This window comes from Promicromonospora iranensis (assembly GCF_028994775.1).
GTDB classification, from domain to species: Bacteria; Actinomycetota; Actinomycetes; order Actinomycetales; family Cellulomonadaceae; genus Promicromonospora; species Promicromonospora iranensis_A.
On the sequence record NZ_JAJQMN010000003.1, the window covers coordinates 208747 to 233219 of the forward strand.

General features: G+C 72.5%; 17 protein-coding genes. 9 read left to right on the forward strand and 8 right to left on the reverse strand.

Going from position 1 to position 24473, the window contains the following annotated elements:
• Nucleotides 1-43 precede the first annotated feature (43 nt).
• Both LUU90_RS06350 and LUU90_RS06355 read right to left on the reverse strand, forming a co-directional pair.
• Nucleotides 44-811, reverse strand: a complete 768-nt coding sequence (locus LUU90_RS06350) for an ABC transporter permease (RefSeq protein ID WP_275002502.1) — start codon at nt 809-811, stop codon at nt 44-46.
• On the reverse strand, nt 808-1560 hold the full coding sequence (locus tag LUU90_RS06355; protein WP_275002503.1) for an ABC transporter ATP-binding protein: 753 nt from the start codon (nt 1558-1560) through the stop codon (nt 808-810). The genes LUU90_RS06350 and LUU90_RS06355 overlap by 4 nt, the downstream gene beginning before the upstream one ends.
• Before the next feature lie 114 nt (nt 1561-1674).
• On the opposite strand from LUU90_RS06355, the gene LUU90_RS06360 reads away from it, so the two are divergent.
• Both LUU90_RS06360 and LUU90_RS06365 read left to right on the forward strand, forming a co-directional pair.
• Complete coding sequence (locus LUU90_RS06360; protein ID WP_275002504.1) at nt 1675-2775, forward strand: sensor histidine kinase; 1101 nt, start codon at nt 1675-1677, stop codon at nt 2773-2775.
• A complete protein-coding gene (locus LUU90_RS06365) occupies nt 2772-3416 on the forward strand; it encodes a response regulator (RefSeq protein ID WP_275002505.1) in 645 nt (214 codons plus the stop codon). Before LUU90_RS06360 ends, LUU90_RS06365 begins: the two co-directional genes overlap by 4 nt.
• Before the next feature lie 16 nt (nt 3417-3432).
• Here LUU90_RS06365 and LUU90_RS06370 read toward each other — a convergent pair whose 3' ends face one another.
• Both LUU90_RS06370 and LUU90_RS06375 read right to left on the reverse strand, forming a co-directional pair.
• Nucleotides 3433-4449, reverse strand: coding sequence for a LacI family DNA-binding transcriptional regulator (locus tag LUU90_RS06370; RefSeq protein WP_275002507.1), 1017 nt, complete (start codon nt 4447-4449; stop codon nt 3433-3435).
• Between the two features lie 75 nt (nt 4450-4524).
• Complete coding sequence (locus LUU90_RS06375) at nt 4525-4983, reverse strand: carboxymuconolactone decarboxylase family protein (protein WP_275002508.1); 459 nt, start codon at nt 4981-4983, stop codon at nt 4525-4527.
• Between the two features lie 133 nt (nt 4984-5116).
• On the opposite strand from LUU90_RS06375, the gene sigJ reads away from it, so the two are divergent.
• Nucleotides 5117-6019 (forward strand): RNA polymerase sigma factor SigJ, encoded by a 903-nt coding sequence (gene sigJ / locus LUU90_RS06380; protein ID WP_275002509.1) that lies wholly within the window; start codon nt 5117-5119, stop codon nt 6017-6019.
• Nucleotides 6020-6054: 35 nt separating this feature from the next.
• Nucleotides 6055-6783 (forward strand): aminotransferase class IV, encoded by a 729-nt coding sequence (locus LUU90_RS06385; RefSeq protein ID WP_275002510.1) that lies wholly within the window; start codon nt 6055-6057, stop codon nt 6781-6783.
• Here LUU90_RS06385 and LUU90_RS06390 read toward each other — a convergent pair.
• Nucleotides 6780-7334, reverse strand: coding sequence for a GNAT family N-acetyltransferase (locus tag LUU90_RS06390; RefSeq protein WP_275002512.1), 555 nt, complete (start codon nt 7332-7334; stop codon nt 6780-6782). The genes LUU90_RS06385 and LUU90_RS06390 overlap by 4 nt on opposite strands.
• Before the next feature lie 395 nt (nt 7335-7729).
• Complete coding sequence (locus LUU90_RS06395) at nt 7730-8179, reverse strand: winged helix-turn-helix transcriptional regulator (RefSeq protein WP_275002513.1); 450 nt, start codon at nt 8177-8179, stop codon at nt 7730-7732.
• Between the two features lie 72 nt (nt 8180-8251).
• On the opposite strand from LUU90_RS06395, the gene LUU90_RS06400 reads away from it, so the two are divergent.
• Both LUU90_RS06400 and LUU90_RS06405 read left to right on the forward strand, forming a co-directional pair.
• Complete coding sequence (locus LUU90_RS06400) at nt 8252-9661, forward strand: MFS transporter (protein ID WP_275002514.1); 1410 nt, start codon at nt 8252-8254, stop codon at nt 9659-9661.
• Nucleotides 9662-9790: 129 nt separating this feature from the next.
• Entirely contained in the window at nt 9791-13612 is a 3822-nt protein-coding gene (locus LUU90_RS06405) for a phosphodiester glycosidase family protein (RefSeq protein ID WP_275002515.1), read from the forward strand.
• A gap of 87 nt (nt 13613-13699) precedes the next feature.
• On the opposite strand, the gene LUU90_RS06410 is transcribed toward LUU90_RS06405, so the two are convergent.
• The gene (locus tag LUU90_RS06410) at nt 13700-17689 is read right to left on the reverse strand and encodes a S8 family serine peptidase (protein WP_275002516.1); all 3990 of its coding nucleotides are present in this window, start codon (nt 17687-17689) and stop codon (nt 13700-13702) included.
• Nucleotides 17690-18039: 350 nt separating this feature from the next.
• Here LUU90_RS06410 and LUU90_RS06415 point away from each other — a divergent pair, with 350 nt between their 5' ends.
• Both LUU90_RS06415 and LUU90_RS06420 read left to right on the forward strand, forming a co-directional pair.
• Nucleotides 18040-18450: a nitroreductase/quinone reductase family protein gene (locus tag LUU90_RS06415; RefSeq protein WP_275002517.1), complete on the forward strand. Its 411-nt coding sequence runs from the start codon at nt 18040-18042 to the stop codon at nt 18448-18450.
• The gene (locus tag LUU90_RS06420) at nt 18447-19388 is read left to right on the forward strand and encodes an NAD-dependent epimerase/dehydratase family protein (protein WP_275002519.1); all 942 of its coding nucleotides are present in this window, start codon (nt 18447-18449) and stop codon (nt 19386-19388) included. Before LUU90_RS06415 ends, LUU90_RS06420 begins: the two co-directional genes overlap by 4 nt.
• 14 nt (nt 19389-19402) lie before the next feature.
• On the opposite strand, the gene LUU90_RS06425 is transcribed toward LUU90_RS06420, so the two are convergent.
• Complete coding sequence (locus LUU90_RS06425; RefSeq protein ID WP_275002520.1) at nt 19403-20419, reverse strand: DUF7436 family protein; 1017 nt, start codon at nt 20417-20419, stop codon at nt 19403-19405.
• 115 nt (nt 20420-20534) lie between these two features.
• Here LUU90_RS06425 and LUU90_RS06430 point away from each other — a divergent pair, with 115 nt between their 5' ends.
• On the forward strand, nt 20535-24347 hold the full coding sequence (locus LUU90_RS06430; protein WP_275002521.1) for a S8 family serine peptidase: 3813 nt from the start codon (nt 20535-20537) through the stop codon (nt 24345-24347).
• The last annotated feature ends 126 nt before the right edge of the window (nt 24348-24473 follow it).

A 24473-nucleotide genomic window follows, 5' to 3' on the forward strand; every position in this document is an offset into this window, starting at 1 on the left:
CGGAGCGGACCGGGTCCGTGCTCGACCCGGTCGGCGCCGTCCGCTATTCCCAGCGGAACAGCAGGGCCGCGGTCACCACGCCGACGACGGTGGCGACGCCGAGGCTGATGAGGTGGACCGCGTCGACCGGGCCACCGACCCAGGCCGCGGACAGCGCCGCGACGGCAGCCCCGAAGGGCAGGCGTTCGCCGATCACGGCAAGCGTTTCGGGGAGCCCGGAGGCACCGCCGAACATGCCGCCGAGGGCCCCGAGAGCGAAGAACGTGATGAGGCCGATGGCCACCGCCGAGTTGGGTGTCGGCGCGACGGCGGCGACGATCATGCCGACGGCGTACATCGCCGCCATCGCGAGCCCGTAGACCGCGAAGGCCGCCCCGAGGTCGACCGGAGGACGGGCGTCGAAGGCCAGGAACGCCACGGCGAGCGCACCGGCGAGGCCGACGAGGGCCTGCAGCACGCTCACGATCACCTGGGCCACCAGCACCATGGCCGGGGACGCCGGGGTGACCGCGAGCCGCCGCAGGATGCCGCTGCGCCGGTAGTAGGCGAGAAAGCTGGGCATGTTGATGATGCCGATGCTCGCCAGGACCATCGTCAGCACCAGCGGCAGGACGTAGACCTCCAGGGCGGTGAGCTCACCGACCACCACCTGGTCGCCCGCCGACTGCGCGCTCATCACCAGGATCAGCAGGGGCAGCAGCACCGGGACCACCAGGCCCGCGGTGTCCCGCACGACCATCTTGGCCTCGCACCCGACAAGGGTCAGCCACGACCTCACGCCCGGTCGCCGGGCCTCGATCACCGTACTCATCCGACGTCCTCCAGCTGCTTTCCGGTCAGGGCGACGAACGCGTCGTCCAGGGTCTGTGTCCCCGCCCGCGCCACCAGGCCGGCGGGTGTCTCGATGGCGACCACGCGCCCGGCGTCGAGCAGCGCCACCCGGTCGCAGAGCCGTTCGACCTCCTCCATCGCGTGACTGACCAGCACGATGGTCACGCCCTCGTCCCGCAGCCGTTCGATGGTGGTCCACATGCGGCGCCGCGCACGGGGGTCGAGGCCCGTGGTGAGCTCGTCGAGGATCACCACGCGCGGCCGTCCGACGAGCGCGAGGGCGATGGAGAGCCGCTGCTGCTGGCCGCCGGACAGCTTCTCGAACCGCACCCTGCGCTGCTCCTCCAGGCCGACCAGCTCCACGAGCTCGTCCGCCGGGCGCGGATCCGGGTAGAAGCTGCGGTAGAGCCCGATCAGCTCGGACACGGTGAGCGCCCCGTGCAGGTAGGACTCCTGCAGCTGGACACCGAGCACCTGCCGGACCGTGGCGCGGTCGCGTCGCGGGTCCAGGCCCAGCAGGCTGACCGCTCCGCGGCCGGGCCGGCGCAGCCCGGCGATCATCTCGACGGTGGTGGTCTTGCCCGCGCCGTTGGTGCCGAGGATCCCGAAGATCTCGCCGGGTTCGACCCGCAGGCTCACGTCGTCGACCGCGACCTTGTGGCCGTAGCGCTTGTGGAGGTGCTCGGCGACGATCGCCGGCTCCCCGCCTCCCGTTTCTCTGCTGTTCATGGCACAGGACGCTAGGCGGGCCGCACCCGCCGGCGCGCGTGCCGTTGGTCAGGGATGTGAACCATGACTTTCGGCACGGGCGGACCTCCCCGGTCCACCCGTAGGGTGGCTGTCATGCGGCGGCTGGGCACGGACGGATGGTCGGGTCTCGTGATGCTCGCCGTGTCCGTGGCTGTCGCCGGACCGGCCCTGCTGGGGCCCGCGGAGCCCTCGATCCCACGCGCCTGGTGGACGGCGCTCTTCGCCGTCGTGATCGTCGCCCTGGTCCTCGCCCTGTTCCGCGAACGGTCGGACCCTGCCGGGTACGGGCTCTTCACGGCGGCCGTCGTGTCCTCCTGGGCAGTGGTGCTGACGGCGCCGTACATGGGGCTGCTGCCCGTGCTGCTCGTCGTGACCGCCGCGGTGAGCGTCTACCTGGTGCCGCTGAAGGCCGGGTTCGTCGTCGTCGGGCTCAACACGGCCGTGCTCGTCCTCGCCATGGTCCTGCACGCCAGGGACTCCGTCGACGCCCTGGTCACCGTCGGGTTCTACCTGCTCATCCAGGTCGCGACGGTGCTGAGCTCCGTGACGCTCATCCGCGAGCAGCGGCTGCGCCGCGAGCTCAGCGAGGCGCACATCGATCTCCGCGCGGCGTCCGCGCTCCTGTCCGAGTCGGCCCGCACCGCCGAGCGGCTGCGCATCTCGCGCGACCTGCACGACCTCATCGGCCACCAGCTCACTGTGCTCACGCTGGAGCTGGAGGCAGCCAGGCACCGGGAGGGCGAGCAGGCGCGCGAGCACGTCGAGCGAGCGAACCACGTGGCACGCGAGCTGCTGGGAGACGTACGCCGGACGGTGGACGAGCTGCGGACGGCGCCGTCGGACCTGAGCGAGGCGCTGCACCAGGTGGTGCGCGACCTGCCTGACCTCGAGGTGTCCGTCGACGTCGGCCCCGACGTCGAGGCCGACGAGGAGCAGGTCGCGGCCCTCGTGCGGGCGGTGCAGGAGATCGTCACGAACACCATCCGGCACGCCGACGCCCGCGAGCTGTGGATCGAGGTGACGACCGGCCCGGGCGGCCTCGTCCTGACCGCCGCCGACGACGGGCGCGGTTTCCGCGAGCTCGTGCCCGGCAACGGGCTGCGCGGGCTCACCGAGCGGTTCGCTGCGCTCGGCGGTGACGTGGAGTTCGACGGCACCGGCGGTTTCCGGGTCACCGCGCGGGTGCCGGCATGACCCGGGTGGTCATCGTCGACGACCAGACGCTGGTGCGGCACGGCATCCGCACGCTGCTGGAGATCGCGGACCTCGACGTCGTCGGGGAGGCCGACGACGGCCGGGCCGCGCTCGACGTCGTCGCGGCCACCGCGCCGGACGTGATCCTGCTCGACCTGCGGATGCCGGGCTACGACGGCCTCTGGACCCTCCGCGAGCTGCGCGAGCGCCGCATCGACGTCCCGGTGCTGGTGCTCACCACCTTCGACGACGACACCCTGGTGCTCGACGCCCTGCACGCCGGTGCGCGCGGGTACCTCCTCAAGGACGTCACCGTCGAGCAGCTGACCCGGGCGGTGCACACCCTGGCCGACGGCGGGACGCTCGTCGCACCGTCGATCACCAGCCGGATGCTGCGCGCCATCCGGTCCGTGCCGCCGTCAGCGGGTGCCGACACGCCGCCCGCCCAGAGGCTGACCGAACGTGAGCTCGAGGTACTGCGGCTCATGGCCGAGGGATACACCAACCGCGAGATCTCCAGCGCGCTGTCCCTGGTCGAGGGCACCGTGAAGAACCACGTCTCGACGATCCTGCTCAAGCTCTCCGCCCGGGACCGGACCAACGCCGTACTGCGCGCCCTCCACCTGGGCATCCTCGGCTGACCGCGCCGGGCCGCCGCTAAGCGCTCGCGCGGACCACCAGCTCGGGCGCGAGGACGACGTCGCGCGGCACGCGGCCGGGCTGGGCGATCTCGTCCAGCAGGAGGCGGGCCGCCGCGGTCCCGATCTCCGCTATGGGCTGGCGCACGGTCGTGAGCGGGACGGCGGCGACGGCGGCGAACGGGATGTCGTCGTACCCGACCACCGCGATGTCTTCGGGCACCCGGATGCCTGCCGCCGTCAGCCCCGCGACGATACCGATCGCGTGCAGGTCGTTGCCCGCCACCACGGCGTCGGGCCGCTCGGCGGGCGGCTGTTCCGCGATCCGGCGCCCCACGGCGGTGCCGTCGGCGAGATCCAGGTCAGGCGTGCGGACGATCTGCAGGTACACGTCCGGCGTCTGCCGCACGGCGAGCCGGCAGCCGTCGAGGCGGCGCTCGACCTGCCGCACCCCCTCGGGCCCCGCGGCGAACAGCAGCCGCCGCCGCCCGGCGTCGAGCACGTGCTGCGCAGCGAGGCGGCCGCCCTCGCGGTGGTCGAGCGACACCGACGACAGGCGGTGCTCCGGGTCCTCGTGGTCCACGAGGACGATCGGCGTGCCCTGGTCCCGGCGGCGGCGCAGCGGCTCCAGGTCGTCGTCCGACGGCGAGACGACGACGCCGTCGAACCGGAGCTGCTCGAACAGGTCGAGCAGACGCTTCTGTTGTTCCGCCGACTCGTGCGAGCTACCCACCACCACCGTGAGCCCGTTGTCCGCCACCATCTTCTCGACCGCCGTGGCGATGCCGCCGAAGTACGGGTTGGAGGCGTTGACGAAGGAGGCTCCCACGATCCCGCTGGGACGGCCGCGGAGCTGGCGGGCGGCCAGGCTCGGCACGAAGCCGAGGTCGTCGACGGCTTCCCCGATGCGCCGCTTCATGGTCACGGAGACCCGGTCGGGCCAGTTGAGGAAGTTCGAGACCGACGCCACCGACACGTCGGCATGGCGGGCGACGTCGTAGATCGTGACGGGACCCTCGTCACTGTGCCGGTTCACGTCGCCCATCTCACCACGGACCGTGCCGGACGACGGGGTGATAATCGCCGAGCCGTGGCCGCCCGCCACGGGACCTCAGCTCTCGGGCGCCACGGGGGTGTGGCTCGAGACGGTGATCCGGTTCCACCCGTTGATCTCCACGGCGAGCCAGACCACCGCCGCGATCTGCGGGGCGGAGAGCGCCTGCTCGACGTCGATCTCCGGGGCTGGCGACGTGTGCTCGTCCCCGATCCGGGTGATCCGCTCGGCGAGGGTCAACGCCGCCCGCTCCTGCTCGGTGAAGTACTGCGACTCCCACCAGGCGGGCAGCACCGCGAGCCGGTCCGCCGTCTCGCCCGCCGCCACGGCATCGCGAGTATGCATGCGCAGGCAGTAGGCACATCCGTTGAGCTGCGACACGCGGATCTTGACCAGCTCGCCGAGGATGTGCGAGAGACCGGCGGATGCCGCAGCCTGGTCGGCCGCCGCGGTGAAGGCTCGGTAGGCCTGGTACAGCGCCGGGAACTGCTGGGTGATGTCGACCTGCGGGAACATGGAACCGTCCTTTCCGGGTCCCCCTGCGGGACCGTCGTGCTGATGACGAGCGGACCGGTCGAGGTGTGAGGAGACCCGGCTCACACCCGGCCGAGCTGTCTCGTCGGACCTACTACCCACGATCGGAGGACCGATGAGCGCGCAGGGCCAGGACCCGGATGCCCTCGGGGTGGTGATCCGCGAGCGACGTCGGCTCCTCGCGATCGCCTACCGCCTGCTGGGCACGGTGGCCGAGGCCGAGGACGCGGTCCAGGAGGCCTACGTGCGCTGGTACCAGCTCGGCGAGGGCGAGCGGAGCGCCATCGACAACGTTCCCGCCTGGCTGACACGCGTCACGAGCAACATCTGCCTCGACGTCCTGAAGTCCGCGCGCAGGAGGCGCGAGCAGTACGTCGGGCCGTGGCTTCCCGAGCCGCTGCCGAGCGATTCGGCAGGGAGCACCGACCCGGCCGACCGTGTCACGCTCGACGAGTCGGTCAGCACCGCCCTGCTGCTCGTGCTCGAATCGATGACACCGGCCGAGCGGGTCGCCTTCGTCCTGCACGACGTCTTCAAGGTTCCGTTCCCCGAGGTCGCCGAGATCGTCGGGCGGACGCCCGCCGCCGTGCGCCAGCTCGCGACCTCCGCTCGGCGCCGGGTGGACACCACACGGGCGCGGCGGTCGTCGTCGGACGTGCACGCCTCCGTCGTGCGCGCTTTCGCGGCGGCCTGCGAGAAGGGCGACCTCCGGGCGCTCCTGGCGGTCCTCGACCCGACCGTCGAGCTGCGGTCCGACGGCGGCGGGATCGTCCGCGCGGCCTACCGCCCCGTCGTCGGCGCCACCAAGGCGGCCCGCTTCCTGCTCGGCGTGCTGGCGAAGCGCCCCGAGTGGCGCCTCGAGCTGCGCACCGTCCCGGAGGGCCTCGCCGTGGTCCTCCTCGACGACGCCCCCGGGCGCGGTGCCGTGGAGAGCGTGATCACCGTTCAGGTCATCGACGGCCGCATCCACGACATCTGGATGATGCGCAACCCGCTGAAGCTCTCGCGCTGGGCATAGCACCCCCAGCCGGCGACTTGGCTATCGTCGCCGGTGTGCGCATCGAGACCGACGGCCGCCCCGCGACCGCAGCCGAGCTGTTCAGCACCTACGGCCACTTCACCGCCCTGCAGGTGCGCGGCGGCGGGGTCCAGGGGCTGGCGAACCACCTCGAGCGGCTCGACACGGCGCACCGCGAGCTGTTCCGCCGCCCGCTCCCGGGCGGCAGGGTGCGGGACCTGGTGCGGCACGCCCTCGACGGGACGGCGGACGCCTCCGTACGGGTGATGCTGCGCGACGCCGACCGGATCACCGTCTCGGTCGACGCACCGCGCCACCTGCCCGCCGCACCGCAGCGGCTACGGTCCGTGCCCTATCTGCGCCCGTTCCCGCACCTCAAGCATCTGGGCGGCTTCGCGCAGCTCGAGTGGGCCCAGCGTGTGCGCCTCGACGGGTACGACGACGCCCTCCTCACCACGCCCGACGGTGCCCTCGCCGAGTCGTCGACCGCGAACATCGGGTTCCTCCGGGCCGACGGCATCGTCGTCTGGCCGGACGCTCCCCAGCTGCACGGCACCGCGATGCGGCTGGTCGAGGCCACGACGCCGTCGACCCGCCAGGTGGTGCGGTCCGGCGACGTCCACGCCTTCGCGGGCGGGTTCCTCGTCAACTCGATCGGCGTCGTCGCGGTGGCCTCGGTCAACGACGTCCCACTGCCCGACGCCGGAGACCTCCTCGCCGGGGTGGTCGAGCGCCTCGCGGCGGTCCCGTGGGAGCCTGTCTAGTCCGACGGCCGCCACTCACGCCGGAGCAGCCCGAACACCCAGCTGTCGGACACGTCGCCGTCCACGATGCAGTCCTCGCGCAGTGTTCCCTCGCGCACGAACCCCAGCTTCTCCAGGACCCGCGCGGACCCGATGTTGCGGGTGTCCGTCTCGGCCTGGACCCGGTTCAGGTCCAGCGTGTCGTACGCCCACCGCAGCAGGGCGTGCGCTGCCTCCGTCATGTAGCCGTGACCCCACGCGGACTGGTCCAGGCAGTAGCCCAGCGACGCGCTGCGAAAGTCAGGGTCCCACTCCGTCAGCGCGCACCAGCCGACGAAGGTCCCGTCCTCGACGCGGTCGATCGCGACCCGGGCGCCGGAACCCTCTTCCGCCAGCCGCTCGCAGACCGCGAGGAACCGGTCGGCGCGACCGGGGTCCGTCCAGCGCGGGGAGTCCCAGTAGCGCATCACCTCCGGACTGGTGTGCAGCGCGACCAGGTGGTCGGCGTCGGCTCCGGTGAAGGGTCGCAGGCGCAGTCGAGAGGTGTGCAGCTCGGGGGTCGGCAGGGCCATGTGCCCATCGTGTGCCACCGGCCGCTGGTGCGTCATGGGATTTCCGCGGCATCCTCGAGCGCTGCCCGCCCGCGGGGCCGGCGCACAGGGTCCTCGAGCAGGGTGACCTTGAGGCAAGGGGACCGCCAGGCAAGGTGACCTCTGCGAGCACCTGCCAGGTGAGGGGAATTTCGTTCAGCTGGGCCCTGCAAAGTTCGCCCAGGCTGAACTATTCAGCTGAGCCCGCATACGCAGGGGCGCGCCGAACGAAATTCACCTCACCTGGCACCCCTCGCAAGAGCACCATGCGAGGCGAGGGACGGTACCGCGAAGCCAGGGCAGCTCCGCGAGACAAGGTCGCTTCGACCACGGCCCGACTGGCTCAGCGGGTCCGCACGAGCCGCCGGCCAGCGGTGTCAGTCGGCGCCGTGCGCCGCCTCGAACTCCTGACGAGCCCGGGCGATCTGCTCCTGGTGCTCCTCGGACCAGGTCACCAACGCCTGTGTGGTGGCGAGCAGGGTGCGACCAAGCGGAGTCAGCTCGTACTCCACGCGGGGCGGCACCTCGGGGTACACGGTGCGCCCGACCAGACCGTCGCGTTCGAGGTTGCGCAGCGTCACGGTGAGCATCCGCTTGCTGATGCCGTCGATCTCCCGGACCAGCTCGCCGAACCGGAGGGTCTTCTCGTCCAGCAGCGCGATCACCAGCAGGGACCACTTGTCGGCGATCCGGTCCAGGATCTGCCGCACCTGGCAGTCCTCACGGGCGTCCCACTGAAAGGGGTCCCGCTCGAACCTGCACGCGTCCGTCGCCTCCTTGGTTCCCTCGAGGGAACCGGGTGACGTCAAAGTGCCTTCTTGTGCCATCTCACGATCGTGCCCAAGGATCGTCATGGTTACAAGTGGTAACCGTGAGGAATTTTGAGCGAGGAGAACCCCGTGACAGACGTGCGAGAGGTCATACGGCCACCGGCGAACAGCGCACCAACGGGCTGGGGCGTGCTGGCCGTGGTCTGCGGCGCGCTCTTCCTCGAGGGGATCGACATCGCGATGCTCAACGTCGCGGTGCCGGCCATCGCCGCCGACATCGGTCTGGCGACCGCCGACGCGCACTGGGTGATCAGCGCCTACGTGCTCGCCTACGGCGGTTTCATGATCTTCGGCGGGCGCACCGCGGACCTCCTCGGCCGCCGCCGGACGTTCCTGGTCGCGCTCGCGATCTTCGTCGTGTTCTCCGGTCTGGGCGGACTGGCCGACGAGGCCTGGGTGCTGATCGTCGCCCGGTTCGTCACCGGTGCCACGGCGGGTTTCATGACGCCGGCCGGGTTCAGCCTGCTGACCACCAGCTTTCCGGAGGGGCCGCTGCGCGACCGGGCGCTGGCGATCTACGGGGCGATCGGCGCTGGTGGGTTCACGCTCGGTGTCGTGGCCGGCGGTTTCCTGACCGACCTCGGCTGGCGCTGGGTGTTCTTCGCCCCCGTGATCGTGGGTGCCCTGCTCTGGGTCGCCGGGCGCGCCACCATCCGGCCGGACATCGCCTCGGAGCTGCCCCGCCGCGGGTTCGACCTGGGCGGCGCGATCACGCTCACGTCGGCGATGGTGGCGCTGATCTACGGGGTCGTGACGATCGGCGAGGGCCAGGACGTCACGGCCGGGGTCGTGTCGTTCGCGGTCGCCGCGGTGCTGATCGGCGTGTTCGTGGCGATCGAGCGTCGGGTCACCGATCCCCTGCTGCGCCTCGCGGTGCTGCGCGAAGGGCTGCTGCTGCGGTCGAGCGCCGCGGGACTGCTGTTCATCGGGGCGTTCTTCGCGTTCCAGTTCCTGATCACGCTCTACCTGCAGGAGTATCGCGGCTGGTCCCCGATCGCGACGGGTCTCGCGTTCGCCGTCATGGGCCTGGACATGATCCTCGCTCCCCTGTTCACGCACCGGCTGGTCAAGCGGTTCGGGAACGCCCCGGTGATGGTGGCCGGTCTGCTCGCGGGTGCGGTGGCGTTCGCCCTGGCGCTGCGCATCGACGGGAACTGGGGATACCTGGACCTGCTGCCGTCCATGGTGCTGGTCGGCGTGATGTTCGCCCTGGTGTACGGGCCGCTGGCGGCCGCGGCCACCGCCGGCCTGGACGAGGCCGAGCACGGCGTGGCCGGTGGGGTCGTCTACACGGCGTTCCAGTTCGGCGCCGCGCTGGGTGTGTCGATCGCGACCATCGCGCTGGTCAACGGGCACGCCGCGGACGCCGACTGGTCCGACTACCGGCGCGCACTCCTGGTTCCCGCGATCGGGGGCGCCCTCGCCCTGGCCCTCGGTATCTCCACCTGGGTCCGCGGACGACGGGTGATTCCCGCATAAGTTCACCGGTCTGCCAGGACGCGTTCATCGACGCGTGGCCAGGGAGCCCGATCGTGTCCGTGCGCCGCGGTCTGACCGCGGCGTGCCGGCGCGCCCCCGCCCGGCTCCCTCCTCACCTGAGGTTCTGCCATGAGAGCAACGGCCACGAAGCGCCGATGGTCCCGTCCCCTGGCCGCTGCCGTCGCAGCGGCCACCCTTGCCACCGCACTGCCGTCCGTCGCCCACGCCGACGAGCTCACCCTGACCGACACGGTCGAGAGCATCGGCCCCGGCATCAGCCTGCGCCACCTCAAGGCGGTGGACGAGGGCGGCTGGTACGACTCCCGCTTCCTCACCGTCGACCTCGCCGAGGACGCGGTCAGCACCGACCTGCTGACGGCAGGTCCGGTCGCGTCGGGCGGCCCGCTGAGCGTCGCCGCCAACCGTGCGGGCGCCGTCGCGGGCATCAACGGCGAGTTCTTCGACATCGGCAACAGCAACGCCGCGCTCGGCGGCGAGGTGCAGGGCGGCGTCCTGCGCAAGTCCCCGGACATCAGCGGGCGCTCGCACGTCGGCGTGAGCCGCGACGGGATCTCGCAGCTCGTCGACCTCGCCATCGACGCGAGCGCCGACCTGGCTGGGGCTCCGCACAAGGTCCTGTCGGTGAACGCGGCGAACGGCGGCGGCGTGCCGGCGAACGGCATGGTCGCGTACACCCCGGTATGGGGCGAGTCCAGCCGCAACCGCGGCTTCACGGGCGTCGCGGCGGACCGGATCGCCGAGGTGATCGTCGACGACGGCGCCGTCGTGTCGGTCGAGCAGTCCGGTCCGGCGGGCTCCGGCCCGATCCCGGAGGGCGGGTTCGCCCTGGTCGGGCGGGACGGTGCGGCCGACGCCCTGCGGGCGCTCCGCGAGGGCGACCCGGTCGGGCTCACGTACGAGCTCGCCGACGACGTCGCCCGCACCATGGAGTTCGCGCTGGGCCACGGCGGCACCATCGTGTCCGACGGCGAGGTCGTCGACGGCCTGACGACGTCGATAGCGCCGCGCACCGCGCTGGGCTTCAGCGACGACGGCCGCACGCTCGTCCTGGCCACCTGGGACGGTCCCGGCGGCACCGGCAGGGGCGGCGTCGGCGTGGACAAGGCCGCACGCGACCTGGTCCGGCTCGGTGTGGACACGGCGGTCAACCTGGACGGCGGCGGGTCGACGACCATGGTCGCGCGCGCCCTCGGCCACGAGGAGGCGACGGTCCGCAACGTGCCGTCGGACGGACATGAGCGCAGCAACCCGAACGGCGTCGGCGTGTTCGTCGCGCCGGGCGACGGTCGCCTGCACGACCTGCTGGTGGAGCCTGCCCCCGGCGGCGCCTCTGCCGACGGCGACGTGCGGGTCTTCCCCGGTCTGCACAGGACGCTGGTGGCCAAGGGCGTGGACGACCACGAGACCCCGGTCGAGGTCGCCGAGGACTCGGTGCGCTGGCAGGCACGCGGAGCTGCCTCGGTGCCCGGTGGGCGGCTCGAGGCCCCGCACGAGGGCCGCGACGAGATCACGGTCAGCGCCCGGTCCGGCCGCGAGCGCGACACCCTGGACGTCCAGGTGCTCGGCCCGCTGGACGACGTCGAGCTGTCGACCGACCGCCTGTCGATCGCCGACGCGGCGCCGTCGTCCGCCGTGACCGTCGCCGTGACCGGACGGGACGGGCAGGGCTTCACGGCCCCGATCGAGGCGGGCGACCTGGAGCTCGACTACGACCACGACGTCGTGCGGGTGGAGCCGGCGGCCGGCGGTCTGCGGATCACCCCGCTCACGGACGCCGCGACCGTGCTGACGGTGTCGGTGGCGGGCGAGTCGGTGCAGCTCCCGATCACCATCGGCGTGCAGAACGTCACGGTCTACGACTTCGACGACGACGTGCTCGCGCGCTGGCGCAACAACAGCACCCGGGCGACGACCTTCTCCGCCGACCCGGACGGCCTGCGGGTCGACTTCGAGGGGATGCGCAACATCGGCGTCTACGCGGCGTCGGCGGACGTGCGCGTCCCGGTGCCCGGCCAGCCCCTGCGCATGCGGGTGCGCGTCAAGTCCAGCATCTCGGTGCCGAGCGGGCTCACCTACCTGGCCTATGTCGACGCGACGGGCAAGAGCGGCGGCGTCTACGGCACCGGCCTGACGCCGTCGGACGACTGGCAGCAGGCCACGTTCACCCTCCCCTCGACCACGGCGTACCCGATCTCGGTCACCGGATGGCAGGGGATCAACACCAACGCCGCGCAGCAGAAGCCGGGCACGTTCGTCCTGGACCGTATCGAGGCTGACGTCCCGACCTCGATCGAGCTGCCCCCACGCCCGGACCTGGAGCCGGACCCGCTCGTCTCCGCGGACGGCGAGCCGCTCCACGGCCGTGACGCGTGGCAGTTCGCCACGCTGTCGGACGTGCAGTTCACCGCCGACAACCAGGACCTGACCGAGGTCGCCACCACCGCGCTCCGGACGATCCGCGCCACGAACCCGGACCTCGTGGTCCTCAACGGCGACATCACGGACCGTGGTCTGCCCGAGGACATGGCCCTGGCCCGTGAGGTGCTGGAGGGCGCGGGGTGCGACCTGGTGCCGGTCGGCGAGGAACCGGCGGCGGACAGCACGCCGGACCCCGGTTCGGGCACCGTGCCGTGCTACTACGTGCCGGGCAACCACGAGTCCTACGGCCTGAACAACACGCAGGCGACCCTCGACCCGTTCGTCGCCGAGTTCGGTCAGCCGTACCGGACCTTCGACCACAAGGGCACGCGGTTCGTGCTGCTGGCCAGCGCGTACGGCACGCTGCGCGGCACGGAGTGGAGCCAGCTCCCGATGGTCCGTGACGCCCTGGCCGACGCCGAGCGGGACCGGTCGGTGAGCAACGTCGTCGTCTTCGCCCACCACCCGGTCAAGGACCCCGGCGACACCGCCGACAGCCGGCTCGGCGACGGCAACGAGGTGGCGCTGGTCCAGAACCTGCTCACCGCGTTCCGTGAGCGCACCGACAAGGGTGCGGTCATGGTCGGGTCGCACGCCCAGATCGTCGACGTGCACCGGGAGGAGGGCGTGCCCTACGTGGTGCTGCCCTCGTCGGGCAAGGGCCCGTACGGCACCCCGGACCGGGGCGGCTTCACGGGCTGGGTGAGCTGGTCGGTGGATCCGAGCGAGAGCGCCGACGAGCAGTGGGTGGAGGCCGACGTCCGCGCCTTCGCGCAGTCGATCGCTCTGGAGACGCCCGAGACGCTGGAGACGGGTGCGTCGGCGCAGCTCAGTGGCAGCATCGTGCAGCCGAACGGTGTCGCGCCGGGCAGCAGGGTGGTGCCGCTGAGGTACCCGATGTCCGTGCACTGGAGCGGTTCGCGGAACCTCGCGATCGGCACCGGTGAGCGTGCTGTCGAGTCGGCCCGCCGGGCCGGCAAGGTGGCGGTGCTCGACCCGGAGACCCGGACCCTGACGGCGCTGCGCCGCGGCGAGGTGACCGTCACGGTCACCAACGACGCGATGCGGACCTACGACGGTGCCGCCTCGCTCGCACCGGTCTCGACGTCCGAGACGATCGAGGTGGTCCCGTCAGCCGGTTCCGGGCCGCGGGTCACGGCCGAGGCTCCCGTGTTCACGGACCAGCCCGTCGGTACACGCGGCCAGGTGCAGAAGGTGACGGTCACCAGCACGGGCACCGCGCCCGCGCGGATCCGCTCGGTGGACGTGGCTGACGACGAGCGGCGAAGCCCGTTCAGCGTCGACCGCGACCGTTGCTCCGACCGGACGCTGGCCCCCGGCCGTACCTGCACCGTGTGGGTCCGGTTCGACCCGACGCGTCCGGACGTGACGTCGACGGCGGAGCTCCAGCTCGCGACGAACGGCGCGGAGCCCACCGTGACGGTGCCGCTGACCGGCACGAGCACCAGGCTCACCTGGACCGTGCCGAACGACGGCCCGGCCCGCCACTAAGGGCCCGGCACTGCTTGGTCGTGGGCGTGATCGTTGCGCGGAACTTCCGTTCCAGGCTCGACGATCACGCCCACGACCGAGGTCTGCTCAGTCGCAGAACTCGTTCAGCTCGAAGTCGTACACCGTCGTCTGTCCCTTGATGATGCGTGCGGACCTCATCTCCGGCGGATACCCGTTCGCCGAGCTGAGCAGCGTCAGCCGGTTGTTCGACACCCCCATCCAGCGGGCGTAGCCGCCGTCCTCCCCGGTGACGAGCGTGACGTCGTACTCGGACCCGTCGATGACCACGAAGGCGCCCTCGAGCGGCACCGTCTCGTCGTCGCAGGTGGCCCCGGTGACCGTGCCGGTGATCTTGCCCCAGCTGGCGGGCGGGGTCACGGACAGCGACACCTGCACGCGCGGCTCGTCGTACGGCGTGCCGCCGTTGGCCACGACGGCCGACGTGTAGGTGCCCGGCTGGTCCACGCGGCTGCTGTCGAGGTCGACGTGCACCGTCGTCGACTGGCCGGGCTCCAGCGTGAACGCCGGCGGCTGGACGTCGAGCCACGGCACCTCGACCTCGGTCTCACCGGTCACGTTGAGCACCGTGTGCATGTCCGGGAAGCCGATCTCCTCGAGCGTGGCGGGCTCGGTGTTGCCGCACTCCTCCGCGGCGATGTACGACGGCGCCGTCTCCGGCTCCGCGTTGGAGCCGATGAAGATCTCGCCGTCCACCCCGACCACCTCGACGACGAGCGTGCTGCCCGCCGGCGCAGTGCCGGTGACCGGCACGTCGACCATCGTGAGCTCCTGCGGCTCCAGGGCCACGTCGGACGAACCGAGCAGGGTCATGTTCGAGTACACGAACTCCCCGTCGAGCTCGTAGAGGTTGACCGTGACGTCCGTGGCCGCGAAGACGGACTCGACGCCGAAGGACACGTTGGTCACGGCGAACTCGCCGTCGATGTCGAAGTCCTCCAGCGTGAACGTCCGAAGCCACTGCGTCTGGCCGGCCCCGCAGGCCACGGAGTTGCCCATCGTGACGTCCTGCGACGACGAGTGGGTGATGGTCGTCCCCTCGCCTGCGAGGAGTGACGGCGGGGCGGACGGCGTCCCCGTCGTCCCCGGACGCTTGCCGTTCCGGGAGTACGTGTCGCCGTCCGTCGTGGCGGAGCGCTTCGTGCCGGACGACGACGCCGTGCTCACCTCCGTCGCGTCGTGGGCGGCTCCCTTGATCACGCCGGCGCCGCCGGTCGACCCGAGGATCTCGAAGTCGGACGACGCGGGAGCGACCTCGACGTCGGCGGGCGCGGTGCCCTCGTTCGTCACGGTGAACGTGCCGGACCGGGTGCCGCCCATCCGTACCTGCCGCGACAGCTCCTCCGGCGAGACGGTGAGCAGCGGTGCCGCCAGCTCCACGTCCTGCCGGGCGATCGCGTCGGCCACGACGGTCACCGCGGCCTCCGTGCCCGTGTAGTCCTTGGCCGTGTAGCCGATCTGCTGCTCGCCGTCCCCCCTGGTGAACAGCGAGTAGTACCCGGCGCCCACACCCGGGTTCTCCGGGTCGACGGACCGGGTGCTCTCCTCGGCACCGGCGGTCACGGTCGCGCCGTTCACGCCGTCGCCCGTGTTGAGGTCGTGCACGAACCCGGCCACGAGGCCGCCGTCGACGGGCAGGCACTCACCGATGGAGACGTTGTCGACCTGCCACCACATGGTGAACGCGGCGTCGCCGTAGTGGAACCGGACCCGCACGTCGGACTCGCCACCGGCGCCCGGGAGGGCGACGATCGCGCGGCCCTCGGCGTCGGAGGTCTGGTGCAGCGCGGTCTCCCAGGTCTCGCCGCCGTCGACGCTGACGTCCACGTCGGCGAAGTCACCCAGCGCGAGGTAGCTCTGGTCGAACGTCAGGAGCGGCGCCTCGACGTCCGACAGGTCGTAGGACGACGACGTGAGCGTCGTGTCCTGCGTCCCGTCCTCGCCGTAACCGTCACTGTTCACCTCGGCGAAGAGCCCCTCACCGCCGGTCATGTTGCCGTACCCGAAGGTGTCGTCGAACGTCCAGACCTGCTCGGTGCCCGCCAGGTCCTCGACGGTCCAGCCGTCGGGCAGCTCGCCGGACTCGAACTCCTCGACCCCGACGCCGGCCCCGGTCAGGGCGTAGCCGGGAGCCGTGCACTCGGCGAGCACGGGCGTCGCGACGTCGGCCGACGCCGGTTCCGTGCCGACCTCGACCTCCTGCGTGAGCGTCCCGTACCCGGTCACCGACGGCTGCACCACCAGCGTGTGCGTGGTCGACTGGGGCAGCTCGAACGAGTACTCCCCCGTGAACGGGTCGGTCCACGCCACGACGCTGCTCGGCGCGCCCTGCACGGAGACCTTGGCGTCGAGCGGCCAGCCGTGCCCGGAGCCGTCCGTGACGGTGCCGCTCACGGTCGTGGTCGGGGCAGCCTCCAGGCTGAGGTCCCGCGTGGTGGTCTCGCCCTCGACGACGTCGGCCTGCGCCGTCGCGTCCAGGAACCCGAAGGCGGAAGCGCTCAGCTCGTACGAACCCTCCTCCAGGCCCAGGCGGTACGCGCCCTCCGCGTCGGTCGTGTCGGAACGCTCACCGACGGTGACCCGTGCGCCGGCGACCGGCTCGCCGTCCGGCCCGGTGACGGTGCCCTCGAGGAAGCCGTAGCCGTCGATCGGCGCGTTGGAGACCAGCGCCTGCACGTCGAGCTTGCCCTCGCCCCACACGTTGTTGTCGGCGGGGGTGCCGCCGCACGAGTCGTCGGCGACGTCGACGGACGTCTGGTCCAGGAGCTGCCGGGTGGCCTCGATGTCGCCGACCAGCACGGGCGCCGCGCTCCACAGGAGTGCCACCGCGCCCGCGAGGTGCGGGGACGCCATGGACGTGCCGCTGAACTCGGCGTACTCGCCGCCGGGCACGGAGGAGCGCACCTCGTCACCGGGTGCGGCCAGGTTCGGCTTGGTCTCGCCGTCCTCGCCCGACCCGCGCGACGAGAAGTCGGCGATCTCGCCGCTCGCCCCGAACGCGCCCGCCGCGTAGGTGGCCACGTTGGCCCCCGGGGACGACGTCGACTCGCAGCCGGCCTCGCCCGCGTTGCCGGCCGCCCAGGCACCGAAGATGCCCGCCGCCTCCCAGGCGGCGATCTCCTCGGACAGGAAGTCGTCGATGGCGCCGGGCGCGGTCTGGCCCCACGAGTTGTTCACGACGTGCGGACGCTGGGCCGGGTCGGGGTCCGAGCCGTCGGTCCGCGTCGGCGCGAGGATCCACTGGCCGGAGGCGAGCAGGTCGGCGTCGGAGCAGGTGGCGCAGCCGTTGGCCGCGATCCAGTCGGCGTCCGGGGCGACGCCGATCTGGTTGCCCGCACCGTCGTCGCCCACCATGGTGCCCATGACGTGCGTGCCGTGGGCGTCGCCGTCGCAGGGCGCCCCGTCGCAGGCACCGCTCGCGTCGAACCAGTTGTAGTCGTTGCTCAGGCCCTCGTCACCGAGATAGCCGCGGTAGTGCTCCGCGAGGGCAGGGTGCTCGACGTCGACCCCCGAGTCGATGTTGGCCACGGTGATGCCGTCACCGGTGTAGCCCATGTCCCACACGTCGGGGGCGCCGATGGCGTCCAGTCCCCACTCGGTGGCGAGCGGCGCGTTCCGCGTCGGCGCCTTGCGCTCGACCGGCTCGATCGGCTGGGCCGCGAACCGCTCGTGGACCTGCTTCACCTCGCGGCTGGTGGCGACCTGCTTCGCGAGCGCCTCCGTGCCGTCCTCGACGAGGATCGCGTTGCTGATCCAGTAGGACTCGTAGTCGACGCCCGCCGCCTTCAGGTCGGCGACGACGTCGGCCTGCGACGCCTCGGCCGTGCTGGTCAGGGCGTCGTGGACGAACTGGCCACGCTCGCCCCAGTCGGCGATGTCCTTGGCCGGCTCCAGGTCCGGGGCGTCGGCGAACCGGATCCAGAAGTCGGCGGACTCCTTGGTGTCGAGCCGGGTCTGCACGGCCGGCGTGATCTTGTCCGCCGGCCGCTCCGGGACGTCGGTGGTGACGGTCGGCGGTGCCCCTGCCGGTACCGGTGTACTCGCGAGTGCAGGTGTCACGCTCACCGCTGTTGCCAACATCGCGCCGACCGCTGCGAGAGCGATGGGTGCGCGTCGTCGTGGCATGCGACTGTGCATTCTTGCCTCCGGGGTGCAAGCGCCCCACGCGGGGCGCGACCACTGGCCCACGAGTGTGTGCCGGGTCACACTCTGGGAGCCTGGGGTGAAAAGGGCAACGAAAGTCACCCGGCGCCCGGGCCTCGCACCTGGCTGCCGAGGTCCGCCGCGGGCATGCTGCTCGGCCTGGTTCCGGGCAAGAAGGCCTGCTCAACGGCCTGCTGGAGCCGGATCGGGGAATTACCGCGGGCGTGCGCGGAATGTCCTGGACCGGGGGTGGCGTTGGTGCCGACATGGACTTCAACCAGCAGATCATCGACACCTTCCGGGCCAATGGCGGCGAGGTCAACGAGCCCATGCGATTCGGCAAGAGCCTCGTGCTCGTGCACGTCCCGAAGAAGGACGGCAGCATCCGTGTCGCGCCGCTGGCCGCGATCGAGGACGGCGGCGCCTGGCACATCGTCGGGTCCGCCGGCGGCTCGCCCAAGCACCCCGCCTGGGTCTTCGGCCTGCGCCGCACGGAGCAGGTGGACATCGAGGTCCCCGGTGACCCCGTCCGGACTCTCCGGGCCAAGGTCGAGGAGCTGACCGGCGACGAGCGCGACGCCCTGTGGGCCCGCTTCAAGGGGATGTCCAGCGGTTTCGCGGAGTACGAGAAGACGGCGGAGGGCCGTGTCTTCCCGATCTTCCGGCTGAGCGCTTGACATGCTCGGGGAGCGGCCGTGCGACGGACCGCTCCCCGCTCCTGTTCGACGGCGAACCCGAGGAGAACACGATCGTTCGGTATGAGCGCGTACTGGTCACCGGCGCCGCCGGGCGCATCGGCCGCGGGGTCCTCGACGTGCTCGCCCGCGAGTCGATACCCGCCACGGCGCTGGTGCTGGAGGACCCGGGCGACCTGGCGGCCGACCGCGTGGTCGTCGGCGACGCCCGCTCGCCGGAGACCGTGGCGCGGGCCCTGGACGGGGCCGACGGCGTCGTCCACCTCGCGGCGATCCCGACACCGCTGGACGACCCGCCCGAGGTCGTCTTCGGCACGAACACGCTGTCCACCTTCACGGTGCTCGACGCCGCGGGCCGGGCGGGCGTCCGGCGTGCGGTGATCGCGAGCAGCCAGGCCGCCTCAGGAATTCCCTTCGCGGCACGGGAGCTGCACCCGGTCCACGTGCCGGTCGACCACGAGACTCCCGACCAGGCGGCCGACCCGTACGCGCTGTCCAAGCGGGCGGACGAGCTGACGGCGGACATGGTGGCACGGCGCTACGGGATGCCGGTGGTCGCGCTGCGGTACCCGTTCGTCGGGGGCCTGGACGAGCGGCTGCGCGACTACGCGGACGCCGTCGCGCGGGACCCCGCCGCGGGTGCGGGCAGCCTGTGGGCGTACCTGGAGACCCGGGACGCCGCGGAGGCGGCCTGGCTCGCGCTCCTGTGCCCGGCCGACGGCGCCGTCGTCATCCATGTCGCCGCGCCCGAGACGCTGGTGTCGGAGCCGACCCTCGACCTGCTGCGGCGGTACCACCCCGACACTCCCGTACGTCGGCCGATCGAGGGGCGCGCGGTGCCCTACGACCTCACGGCCGCCGAGCAGGTGCTCGGGTTCCGTGCCCGGCACCACGTGGTCGGCAGGCCGGACCCGACCTGACGGTGCCCCGTCGGTCAGGCCTGCGCTTCCCGTTCCGCCCCCGGCCGGACCCAGCCGTTGAGCGCGGCGTGCCAGCCGAGCTGCACGCGGGTCTCCACCTCGGCGAGGTCCATGAGCGCCCGCACCCGGCGCTGCACGGTCCGCAGCGACGTCCCGAGCTGCTTGGCCACGGCCTGGTCCGTGAGGCCGGCGAGCATCAGACCGAGGACCCGAGCGTCGTCGTCGTCCACCTGGTGCGCGACGTCGCCGGTCAGGCCGGACGCGCCCAGGAGCAGCGGCGTCGCCCGCTCCCACACGTTCTCGAAGAGCGCGAGCAGCGCGTCGAGCAGGGTGCTCTCCCGCACCAGCAGCGCGCCGACGACGTCGCCGGACGACGTGAGCGGCATCAGGGCGAGCCGCTTGTCGATGACTATGAGCTTGAGCGGCACCCGCTGGGCGAACCGGACCTCCTCGCCCGCCTCGGTGGCCTGGACCGCCTCCTCGACCGTGACGGCCTGGCTCTCGAGCATGCCTCGCTCGACGACCACGCGGTACTGCACACCGCGAGCGACCGCCTGGTCCTCGGCGGAGTTCTCCTGGCTGGACGTGACGACCACCGGCGGGCGGACGAAGGCGTCCACGCACTCGCGCGCTCCGAGCTGAAGCTGCTCGAACCGCTGCCGGACGGCGTCCTCACCACGGATGACGTCGACGACGTCGGTGGGCCCGCGACCCGCCGCGGAGACCCGGTAGACCTCCTCGAGCCGGCTGAGCTCGACCTCCGCGTGCCGCACCTCGTCCTGCCGCCGGGCCAGCAGCGCACCGAGCGCGATGGCGGGCGGCGCCGCGGCGAACCGCCGCTCGTCGCCGGTGATCCGGGCGGCCAGGCCGTGCTCCTCGAGCCGGTGCAGCAGCCGGTGCGCGTCGCCGAGGGACGTCCCGAAGGTGCTCAGCGCCGCCGCGAGATCGGCGACCGAGGCGGAGGGCATGGCGACGAGCTCGCTGTACGCGAGGGTCTCGTCAGGGGTCAGTCCGAGCACGTCGCCGAGCATGGCACTCCTCCGTCACGTTGATCAGCGCCCCACTCTGGCGGAGTCGCGCCATGCCGTAAAGCCGCCACGACCCGGCTCTTGTGGCGTGTCGCGGCCGCTGGGAGTGTCCACCACCATGAGATCCCGAACCCGGCGCGCTCTTCCGGCCGCCACCAGAGCGGCCGCGGCAGTCACCGCGTCCGTCCTGGCGGCCGCCGTGGTCACCACCGCGCACGCGTCCACCGCCCCCGAGCCGTCACCCGGCTCCACCAGGGCCGGCTCCGACAGCACGGCGGCCGGCACCGCACCGCGCACGCCGGCCCTGGCCGACGGCCGGACCACCGTCACGCTCGTGACCGGCGACGTCGTCGACGTCCGCACCACCGACGCCGGCGCGCTCACCATCGGCGTCGAGCCGGCCGACGGCGGTGCCGTCCGGACCCAGCAGGTCGGCGACCACTTCTACGTGCTCCCCGACGCGGCGCTGCCGTACCTGGCGGCCGGCACGCTCGACCGCCGGCTGTTCGACGTCACGGCACTCCTGGAGCTGCGGTACGACGACGAGACCGCGGACGCCACGCCCCTCATCGTGGAGCGCACCGGGGCCCGCAGCCGGGCCGCCGCGCTCCCCGGCGCCACGCGGACGCTCGACCTGCCGAGCATCGACGCCGATGCGATCGCCGCGGACAAGGCGGAGGCCTCTGACTTCTGGTCGGCGGTCGCGCGCCCGGCCGACGGGGCGACCGACCGGGCGGCCGACCGGGGCGCGCGGGGCTCGGGCGACGCGGGGACGTTCGGCGCCGGCATCGAGAAGATCTGGCTCGACGGCAAGGCCGAGGCCACCCTCGACCGCAGCACCGCACAGATCGGTGCGCCCGAGGCATGGGCGGCCGGCCTGGACGGTACGGGCGCCACGGTCGCCGTGCTCGACACGGGTATCGACGCCACGCACCCGGACGTGGCCGACACCATCGCGGGGAGCAGGTCGTTCGTCCCCGGTGAGGACGCCACCACCGACACGCAGGGGCACGGCACCCACGTCGCCTCCACGGTGCTCGGCTCGGGCGCCGCGAGCGACGGCAGCCACCGGGGCGTCGCTCCGGGCGCCGACCTGCTGGTCGGCAAGGTGCTCGACGAGGGCGGCTACGGCCAGGACTCCTGGATCATCGCGGGCATGGAGTGGGGCGCCGCGAACGCGGACATCGTCTCGATGAGCCTCGGCGACGCCGGCCTCAACGACGGCACGGATCCCATGGCGCAGGCCCTGAACGTGCTGAGCGCGGAGACGGGCGCGCTGTTCGTCGTCGCGGCGGGGAACAGCTACGCGGAGGGCTCGCTCGGCAGCCCCGGCACCGCAGACGCCGCCCTCACGGTCGGCGCGGTGGACGACGGCGACGTGCGCGCCGACTTCTCCAGCTACGGGCCGCGCCAGGGCGACCATGCGATCAAGCCCGACCTCACCGCACCCGGCGTCGGCATCACCGCCGCCCGGTCGCAGCAGGCGGGCGGGGACGGCTGGTACGTCTCGATGAACGGCACCTCGATGGCCACGCCGCACGTCGCGGGGGCGGCGGCCATCCTCAAGGGCGCCCACCCGGAGCTCACCGGCGAGCAGCTGAAGACGGCCCTGGTCTCCTCGGCCGCCGACATCGACGCCCCGGCGTACGAGGTCGGTACGGGCCGCCTGGACGTCCCCGGATCGCTCGACGGCGTGGACGGTTCGGGGGACGGTTTCCTCGGGTTCTACGGCTGGCCGCACGACGGCGACGAGCCCGCCACCAGCACGGTCACCTACACCAACGGCACGGACGCCGACGTCACGCTCGCGCTCAGCACCGACGTCGTCGGGCCCGACGGCGCGGCGAGCGACCTCGTCATCCTGTCGGCCGACGACGTGGTGGTCCCCGCCGGCGGTACCGCCGACGTCACGATCAGCGCAGACGCCGACGACGCCGCGCTGCCCGGCAAGTACAGCGGCGCCGTCGTCGCGACGGACGCGTCCGGTGACATCACCGTCCGCACGTCGACCGCGCTGGTCAAGGAGGAGGAGCGGTACGGCCTCGACATCACGGCGCTCGACCGCTCCGGCGAGCCCGCGAGCGGGTGGGTGGACTTCTACCGCTACGGCGACCAGTTCGTCAGCACCCTGCCGATCGACCCGACCACCGGGGAGGTCGACACGCAGCGCCTGCTGCCGGGCGTCTACTCCGCCACGGCGTTCCTCGACGTCGAGGGCACGGAGGGCCCGGGCTCGACCGGCATCGCGCTCGTCGGCGACCCGCAGGTCGTGGTCGACGACGCGGACCAGTCGCTCGTGCTCGACGCGAGCGAGGCGGTCGAGCTGACCCTCGACACACCGAGGGAGAGCGACGTCGCCCACCGGCGGTTCCAGTTCTTCAACGACTCCGGCATCGGCGGCCTGTACGCGACGTTCGGCGCCACCTACGCCGTACCCGCCGACGTCGACTCGTTCTACGCCGCGCCGACGGGTGCCGTCGACAGCGCCGAGTTCGACTTCGGCGTGCGGTGGCGGGCGGTCGAGCCGGCTCTGGACCTGACTGCCCGGAGCCCCCGGCCGGTCGCGATCGACCCGGTGTACCAGGCCGGGCCGGCCCGGCTCGACGGACCGGTCTCGCTGCGGGCCGTCGCGGCCGGCACGGGGACGACCGCCGACTACGAGGACCTCGACGCCGAGGGCAGGGCGGTGCTCGTCACCCGGGACGACGCCGTACCCGCGCAGGAACGGGAGGCCGCGGCACAGGCGGCCGGTGCGGCGCTGCTCGTGGTCGTCAACGACCGTCCGGGACGGCTGGTCGAGCGCGTCACGCGCGACGACCTCCCCGTCGTCTCGGTGACGCAGGCCGAGGGCGCGCAGCTCCTCCCGGCAGCGGCGCGGGGCCGGCTCACGCTGACCGGCACCGCCGAGGAGTTCCCGTCGTACCTGTACGACGTGTCGCGCAGCTGGCCCGGCGAGATCCCCGCGGACCTTGCGCTGGCGCCCACGGCCCGGCAGCTCGCGACGGTGCAGAGCCGCTTCCACGACACCGAGCGCCGGCTCGCCGTCGACGACCGTGCCGACTGCCGCGACTACCAGTGGCCGCCGTGCCTCAGCGTCCCGGCGCTCCAGGACACCGCGGCGGTGCGTACCGACTACGTCTCCACGTACGACGACGTCACCTGGTACGAGAACGTGGACCACGAGAGCGGCTGGGGACAGCGCGGTGTCCGGCAGGCGTACGAACCCCGGAGCACCACCGTGCGCGACTGGTTCGCACCGGTGACGGCGCCCCGGACCGGGGACGGTTTCTGGGGTCCGTGGCACAGCGGCGACTGGTTCGCGGTCAACGTGGCACCGGCGGGCGGTCAGGACGGCATCACCGGGTCCTTCCCGTGGGGCGAGACCCCGGTGACCTCACGTCTCTACCAGGGCGACACACTGGTGCGGGAGTCCGTCGGCCAGGCGGTCCAGACGACCGTGTCGGCGGCCGAGGGCCCGCAGCGGTACCGGTTCGAGATCGACACCGACGCGGCAGACGACCAGCACCGGTTCTCGACCAGTACCCGCACGTCCTGGACGTTCGTGGCCGACCAGGCCGACACCGAGGACACGGCGCTGCCGCTGGTCCAGCTCGACTACGACGTCGACACCGCGCTCGACGGGACGGTGCGGGCGGGCGCCGTCGTCCCGTTCGCGGTGGTGCCCTACTCGGTGCCGGGTGCGCCGCGTGCGGGCACCGTCACCGGCGCGACGCTGGACGTGAGCTACGACGGCGGCGCGACGTGGTCCGAGGCCAGGCTGCGTCAGGACGGCGACCGCTGGGTGACGCGCCTGCGGATCCCGGCGCGGGGTGCCGAGCTGGTCTCGCTGCGGGCGAGCGCCCAGGACGACGCCGGCAACGCCGTCACCCAGGAGATCGCCTCGGCGTTCGGCGTGTCCGGCAACCGCTAGTCACGCCCCAACCACCCTGGTGGTCGAGCTTGTCGAGACCTGGCGAGGTCTCGACAAGTTCGACCACCGGTGGGGCGACCCAGGCGACAGGGTGGTACCCGGCGGTGCCAGTATCGGCGGGGCGCT

What these genes read in the sequence shown, in the direction of transcription:
- LUU90_RS06360 (WP_275002504.1), top strand. Translation starts at nt 1,675, where the DNA reads ATGCGGCGGCTGGGCACGGACGGATGGTCGGGTCTCGTGATGCTCGCC.
- LUU90_RS06365 (WP_275002505.1), top strand. Translation starts at nt 2,772, where the DNA reads ATGACCCGGGTGGTCATCGTCGACGACCAGACGCTGGTGCGGCACGGC.
- LUU90_RS06405 (WP_275002515.1), top strand. Translation starts at nt 9,791, where the DNA reads ATGAGAGCAACGGCCACGAAGCGCCGATGGTCCCGTCCCCTGGCCGCT.
- LUU90_RS06375 (WP_275002508.1), bottom strand. Translation starts at nt 4,983, where the DNA reads ATGTTCCCGCAGGTCGACATCACCCAGCAGTTCCCGGCGCTGTACCAG.
- LUU90_RS06415 (WP_275002517.1), top strand. Translation starts at nt 18,040, where the DNA reads ATGGACTTCAACCAGCAGATCATCGACACCTTCCGGGCCAATGGCGGC.
- LUU90_RS06355 (WP_275002503.1), bottom strand. Translation starts at nt 1,560, where the DNA reads ATGAACAGCAGAGAAACGGGAGGCGGGGAGCCGGCGATCGTCGCCGAG.
- LUU90_RS06350 (WP_275002502.1), bottom strand. Translation starts at nt 811, where the DNA reads ATGAGTACGGTGATCGAGGCCCGGCGACCGGGCGTGAGGTCGTGGCTG.
- LUU90_RS06390 (WP_275002512.1), bottom strand. Translation starts at nt 7,334, where the DNA reads ATGGCCCTGCCGACCCCCGAGCTGCACACCTCTCGACTGCGCCTGCGA.
- LUU90_RS06425 (WP_275002520.1), bottom strand. Translation starts at nt 20,419, where the DNA reads ATGCTCGGCGACGTGCTCGGACTGACCCCTGACGAGACCCTCGCGTAC.
- LUU90_RS06395 (WP_275002513.1), bottom strand. Translation starts at nt 8,179, where the DNA reads ATGGCACAAGAAGGCACTTTGACGTCACCCGGTTCCCTCGAGGGAACC.
- sigJ (WP_275002509.1), top strand. Translation starts at nt 5,117, where the DNA reads ATGAGCGCGCAGGGCCAGGACCCGGATGCCCTCGGGGTGGTGATCCGC.
- LUU90_RS06430 (WP_275002521.1), top strand. Translation starts at nt 20,535, where the DNA reads ATGAGATCCCGAACCCGGCGCGCTCTTCCGGCCGCCACCAGAGCGGCC.